7 protein-coding genes are annotated in these 6,023 nt (G+C 69.6%); 3 read left to right on the plus strand and 4 right to left on the minus strand.

Going from position 1 to position 6,023, the window contains the following annotated elements:
• On the plus strand, nucleotides 1–737 hold a 737-nt coding region (locus VFZ20_RS00365), incomplete at its 5' end, for a BON domain-containing protein (protein WP_329681821.1).
• 605 nt (nucleotides 738–1,342) lie between these two features.
• On the opposite strand, the gene VFZ20_RS00370 is transcribed toward VFZ20_RS00365, so the two are convergent.
• From VFZ20_RS00370 to VFZ20_RS00385, 4 genes are all read right to left on the minus strand, one after another.
• Nucleotides 1,343–2,548, minus strand: a complete 1,206-nt coding sequence (locus VFZ20_RS00370; protein ID WP_329681822.1) for a hypothetical protein — start codon at nucleotides 2,546–2,548, stop codon at nucleotides 1,343–1,345.
• Nucleotides 2,545–2,898 carry a hypothetical protein gene (locus VFZ20_RS00375; RefSeq protein WP_329681823.1) on the minus strand — a complete coding sequence of 118 codons (354 nt, stop codon included), beginning with the start codon at nucleotides 2,896–2,898 and terminating at the stop codon, nucleotides 2,545–2,547. The genes VFZ20_RS00370 and VFZ20_RS00375 overlap by 4 nt, the downstream gene beginning before the upstream one ends.
• Nucleotides 2,899–2,986: 88 nt before the next feature.
• Nucleotides 2,987–3,160, minus strand: coding sequence for a hypothetical protein (locus tag VFZ20_RS00380; RefSeq protein WP_329681824.1), 174 nt, complete (start codon nucleotides 3,158–3,160; stop codon nucleotides 2,987–2,989).
• A 599-nt stretch (nucleotides 3,161–3,759) separates the two neighbouring features.
• Nucleotides 3,760–4,044: a heavy-metal-associated domain-containing protein gene (locus VFZ20_RS00385; protein WP_329681825.1), complete on the minus strand. Its 285-nt coding sequence runs from the start codon at nucleotides 4,042–4,044 to the stop codon at nucleotides 3,760–3,762.
• 44 nt (nucleotides 4,045–4,088) lie between these two features.
• On the opposite strand from VFZ20_RS00385, the gene upp reads away from it, so the two are divergent.
• Both upp and VFZ20_RS00395 read left to right on the plus strand, forming a co-directional pair.
• Nucleotides 4,089–4,730, plus strand: a complete 642-nt coding sequence (upp, locus tag VFZ20_RS00390; protein ID WP_329681826.1) for a uracil phosphoribosyltransferase — start codon at nucleotides 4,089–4,091, stop codon at nucleotides 4,728–4,730.
• A 402-nt stretch (nucleotides 4,731–5,132) separates the two neighbouring features.
• The gene (locus VFZ20_RS00395) at nucleotides 5,133–5,732 is read left to right on the plus strand and encodes a YdeI/OmpD-associated family protein (RefSeq protein ID WP_329681827.1); all 600 of its coding nucleotides are present in this window, start codon (nucleotides 5,133–5,135) and stop codon (nucleotides 5,730–5,732) included.
• Nucleotides 5,733–6,023 lie beyond the last annotated feature (291 nt).

Here is a 6,023-nt window from a genome sequence, read left to right on the forward strand (position 1 = left end):
CGAGCGCGCCCGAGCCGTCCAGCCCCGGCCGCCTGGTGCGCGAGCCGCGCGACCAGGACGAGCTCCTGCTGCTGGAAGACGCCGTGCTCGACGCGTTCCTGGACGACGACGTGCTGCGGGAGCGCGGCATCGACGTGGGCGCCATCAGCCTGGGCATCATCGAGCTGTCGGGCACCGTCTTTACCCGCGACGAGGCCCACCGCGCGGTGGCTGTGGCGCAGGGCGTCGAGGGCGTGCAGACCGTGGTGAACCGGATGGAGATCGAGGACGAGCGGGCGCGCATGCACCCGGGGTACGAAACCGACGACAGGGGGTTCGAGATGAGCACGGAATGGACGGGGAACCAGTCGGGGATGGGCCGCCGCCGGCAGGGCCGTGACACCGACCCGTCCCGGCCTGACGATTCGCAGTACCAGCGCGAAGAGGCGCTGGAGCAGGCGGACCGCGCCCAGTTCGCGGACGAGGGGCACTACGGCTGGCCGCGCGTGGGAGAGCGCGACGAGGTGCAGTCGCCCAACCGCACCAATTATCGCGAGGACGAGCTCGACAACCAGAGCCCGTTCGGCAAGCACGCCGTGCCGCAGGGCAACCCCACGGACGGTCCGCCCCAGGCGCTGAACTCGCTGTCGCGCGTGGGCGAGGGCCTCAAGCCCGGCGTGGAGCTCAACCTGGAGGCGGCGGACCTTCCCGTGAAGCCGCACCAGCACGGCACCCCCGACAACGAGCGCGGCGTCTGACGCGCATCGGTTGACGGACGGATGACAGAGTGCCGGGGCGAGCAACTCGCCCCGGCGCTGTTTTTCTGTCGATGCTTCCGCCCCGAACCGGCTCTGCGATGGTAGCCGGCTTCCAGCCGGAGCGGGTAAACCCGCCGCTGGGACTGCGGTAAGCCCCGTCTCGCGCCGACGCGCTCCGCGAACGAGGCTTCAACCGACCGGCTCGCCGCGCCGGTGCACATTGGCGGCCCTCTCTGGGGCAGTCCGCGCAGGCGGACTTCGCGATTTTCCAGCGGCGATTTCAATCGCTCCGTCTCGGACCACGCGCTCCGTCTCGGACTACCGTCCATTCATACCGAATCCGCACAAACACTGCGCATCGGCGTTGATTTCCTGAGGGAGCGCCCGCGCGGAGCTCGCCCGCTCACGAGACCATAGGCGCGACCGAAGGATCTCCTTCGCGGTGCAGGGATTTCGCTGCTGGACCGGGTCCCTGCCAAGTCGGGAAGATCCTTCGGGGCCGCACGCATCCGGCGCGGCCGAGCTCGTGAGGGCCCCTCAGGAATCAACAACTGCTTTCCTGGATCCGGTATCGCCCCGGTTCCGGAGGATCCCCGATCAGCGGATCACCCGCGCGTCAACCGATACAGGCGCACGTGCTCGACCTGGTCCGCGTCCACCACCACGCCCAGCACCCAGTCGCCGCCGATCTGCCGCACGCTAAGATCGGATGGCAGGCGGACCCTTCCGAGGACGCGGCCCGCCGGGTCCAGCACGGTCCACGTGCTCGGCGCGTCATCGCCGGGGGGCTGCGGGTCCTGCAGCCACAGGTTGCCGGCGCTGTCCACCTTCATGGCCGTCAGCGGCGGCATCTGGTCGGGGAAGGGGACCTCGTCCAGCAGCCGGTCGGACTGCGCCTTTGCCTGCGCGTTGCCGCCCAGCGTCACCAGCGACCGGCGATATGCCTCCTGGTCCTCGCGCGTGACGGGGACGGGCTCGCGTTCCGCACGGTAGAGGGCGCGCAGGCCGCGCCCCGGCTCGTGGACGGCCACCTGGTACGTGTCCCCCGTGGCCACGTAGAGGCGATTGTCCCGCACGGCCGTGACCGTCTGCCGTCCAAAGGGCCGCGGTCGAAGGACGAAACCCGTCGCGGGGGTGCCCATGGCCACCATCTCCGTCCCCGCGAACACGCCCAGCGTATCGGCCACGGCGCCGGCGGCGTCCACCACGACGAACGCGGCCGTGTCGCGCCGGGGCTGGCCGGGCGAGGGCAGCGCCTGCGCGCCCGCGGCCGACGCGACGACGAACCGGTCGTCCGGCAGCACGCCGATCACCTGCGGAAACACGCCGGACAGGCCGGACGGCTGGATGGCGCGCCCAAAGTCGCCCGTGGGGGAGAGGACGGAGAAGCGCCGAAGCCCCGCGTCCCACACCGCCACGGAGTCGCCCCGCAGGCGGCCCAGCCAGAACGGCGCGCGGAACTCGCCCGGTCCTTCTCCCGCGCGGCCCACGGCGCGCAGCAGCGTTCCATCCGTCCCGTAGAAGCGGACCTGCTGTGTCCCGGCGCTCGCCACGACGATGCCGCCGTCCGGCATCCGCAGGGCGTCCGTCACCTGGAAGAGCGGTCCGCCCGCCGCGCCGTCCCCGCCGATGGAGACGAGGGGGACGGTGTCCACCGTCCAGCCCAGCGCGGGCGGGGATCCGCGGTTCTCCACGATCCCCACGCCGGCGCTGTCGCGGGTCTGCACCGAGGCCCTCGCGCCGCGCCCCCCGCCATCGCATGCCGCCGACAGCAGGAGCGCGGACGCGAGCGCCGCCACCCGTAGCGTCATCTGGGCGGTGCCTGCCCGGCCCGCGCGGTCCCGCCGCCCAGGTAGCCGTTGAGCCCCGCCCGCGCGGCGGCGAGGTCCGCGGGAGCCGCGAGCGCCGCCGCGTCCGTCCGCGAACCATCCACGCGTGCCGGGGCGGCCTGCGGGCGCGTCCATCCATCCACGTTCTCCGCGAGCACGGCGCCGGCGCGCCGCACGTCGGCGGCGGGGGCGGAGAGGGCTGCGGCCGCGGCGTTCGCCTGCGCGGACGGGCTGGGCGCCAGCCGGGGCGCGGAGGCGCCGGGGTGCTCGCACGCGGCCAGGAGCGCGAAGCAGGCGATGCAGGCCGCGGCGGGGATCTTGGTGGAAGTCATGGGATTGTCCTGTCGTTGAGGATCAAGGCGGATCTGCCGGGCACCCTGTGCTCCGGCAGTCCGTGGAGCTCACCGCCACGCACGCGTATCAGGTGGCGGTCACCACCTTGGGCTCCTTGGGGCACTCGATCTGGACGCGCACGCACACGTTGCCGCTGCACGACTCCGCCCAGCACGTCACCGTCCCCGTCGTCTGCGCCCACAGGTCGCCCGGGCCGGAAAAGACCGCGACAACGCCGCTCGCCAGGGCTCCGGTGATCATCAAGGCATTTCCGAAACGGAGGATTTTCTGCTTCATTGTGTATCTCCCGCTGCAAGGTGGAGTAGATGGATCAGCGGCGCTCGATTCGTATCGCGCGCTATGCGACAAAATAGCAGCGCACGTGCCATCCAGGACCGGCTGACCACCTGATCTCCAATCGTGTTGCTTTGCACATAGTTGCGTTAAGTGTGTGGAACTTGTCCATCAGGATAACGCTTTCCCGACTGGCGCGATAGTGTGCACGCCGCACTATTCCGGTGCTGCGGCGCAGCGGTGAACGCGATGTTGTCCATTCCCGGCGCGGGGTAGGGCGCTGGTCTCTTACAAATCTTACATCCATGTCGTGAGCCAACAGAAAAGTACAATCAGAGCGGTATGGTAGGATGATTCTGGACGGCCGTCAACTCGCCGTAATCGTCTGCACGGGAGGGAGAAGGGAAGGGTCGGGTAAACGATGTGAACGATCTGTGGCCGAAAGTGTTCGTTCCGCGCACGCGATGGATCGGCGCCGCATCGGAATCGGCGCGAGAGGCGCGACGGAAAAACGGCGCGATCCCGGTTGGAATCGCGCCGCCGCGTGGTGCACCGATTCGTGTCGCCTACGCCACCGTCGCCGCGTAGCCCTCCTCTTCCACGGCGGCCGTCAGCTGCGGGGGCGACACGGAGGCGGGATCGTACTCCACCTCGGCGCTGCCGTCCTGCAGGTACACGGTGGCGGACTGCACGCCCGCCTGCCCCCGCAGCGCCGTTTCCACGGCGGCCTGGCAGTGGCTGCAGGTCATTCCCTCGATGGTGAGCCGGACCGTCTCCATCTCCCTCTCCCGTACCAGGGTCGTGAACGTCGTCATGGGCGCGGACGGGGGCAGGTTGCGTGCCCCGCGCATGGGCGCGTAGGTTGGCGCGCCACCTGTCCACCGCGGAGCATCCCATGCCTCACCAGTTCCCGAACCTCACCGTCGTCACGCACCCGCTGGTGCGCCACAAGCTGTCCGTGCTGCGCGACAAGGAAACCAGCAAAAAGAAGTTCAAGGAGCTGGTGGACGAGATCGCCATGCTGATGGCGTACGAGGTCACCAAGGACCTGCCGCTGGCGCCGGTGGAGATCGAGACGCCGCTGGAGACGACGACGGAGATGAAGCTGAGCGGTAAGAAGCTCACCATCGTGCCCATCCTGCGCGCGGGGCTGGGGATGGTGGACGGCGTGATCCGGCTGATCCCGTCGGCGCGGGTGGGGCACATCGGGCTGTTTCGCGACCACGACACGCTGCAGCCGGTGGATTACTACTTCAAGATCCCGCCGGAGCCCGAGGCCCGCGACTTCATCCTGCTGGATCCCATGCTGGCCACGGGCGGATCGGCCTCGGCGGCCACGGCGTCGCTCAAGCGCAGCGGCGCCTCGCGGGTGCGGTTCGTGTGCCTGGTGGCCGCGCCGGAGGGCGTGCAGCGCATGCTGGACGACCACCCCGACGTGCACGTCTACACGGCCTCGCTGGACCGCGAGCTCAACGAGCTGGGCTACATCCTCCCCGGCCTGGGCGATGCCGGGGACCGCCTGTTCGGCACGAAGTAGGGGAAGTGCGTGAGTGGTTCATCCCCAGCTTGATTTCCTGAGGGAGGGCCGCGTGGACCTGCCCGGGCAGGATCCATGGCGCCGACCGAAGGATCTTCTCGGCCGCGGAATGTGGGTGCCTCGGTGCATTCCACTCAACCGTTCCCCCGTGGGACGGCCCGCGCGAGCCGGAGCGAATGATGCCGATTGCGGATCTGATCCGGTAAAGGCCGTTCCCCAGCCGGAGCGAATGAATTCGCCGCTGGAAATTCGCGAAGTCCGCCTGCGCGGACTGGCCCGTGCGGGATCTGGCCGACCGCACCGGGAGCAGATTCACCGCGGTTGAAGCCCCACGCAGTTTGTGAGGCTTTCCGCAGTCGTTGCGGCGACTTCAGTCGCTCCGTCCCGAGGCCGAATCAACGCATGGAACCGATCTTCTTCGCATCGCCCGACGAGTTCCGCGCGTGGCTGGCGGAAAATCATGAGCGCGAGAAAGAGGTGCTCGTCGGCTTCCACAAGAAGCACACGGGCCGGCCGACGATGACGTGGGCGCAGTCGGTGGACGAGGCGCTGTGCTACGGGTGGATCGACGGCGTGCGGCGCAGCCTGGGCGAGGAGGCGTATACCATCCGGTTTACGCCGCGCAAGGCCAGGAGCACGTGGAGCGCCGTCAACATCAAGCGCGTCCCGGAACTGGCGCAGGAGGGGCGGATGCAGCCCGCCGGGCTCCGGGCGTACGAGGCCCGCGAGGAAAGCAACTCGCGCATCTACTCGCACGAGCGGAAGGACGAGGCCGTGTTCGAGCCCGCGATGGAGACGCGCTTCCGGGCGAACGAGGCCGCCTGGAGCTTTTTCCAGGCGCAGGCACCGAGCTACCGCAAGGCGGTCACGCACTGGGTGATCACGGCCAAGCAGGAGGCCACGCGCCAGCGCCGCATGGAGCAGCTGATCGCGGAATCGGCTTCCGGCCGTCGCGTGGATCAGTTCACCAGCCCCGCCGCCCGCAAGCCGAAAGGCGAGTAAGCGCAAGCGCCCCCTCCGGGCTCGCGGAGCTCGCCCACCTCCCCCAATAAACCCCTGGGGGAGGTTCGAACGGCGGTTCACGCTCCACGCCAACCCGCGTCATCCTGAGGAGCCGCCGCGCGGACGCTGCCCGTGCGTGGACCATGGTGGCGACGAAGGATCCTGCCCGCGAAACGAGAGGCCGGCTCCCGCGCAGGGGAGCCGGCCCGCCGTGCCTGTAGTGGAGGTTGCATCAAACCGCGCCGCGTCATCCTGAGGAGCCGCCGCGCGGACGCTGCCCGTGCGTGGACC

Source organism: Longimicrobium sp., from assembly GCF_036280135.1.
In the GTDB taxonomy this organism is placed as follows: domain Bacteria; phylum Gemmatimonadota; class Gemmatimonadetes; order Longimicrobiales; family Longimicrobiaceae; genus Longimicrobium.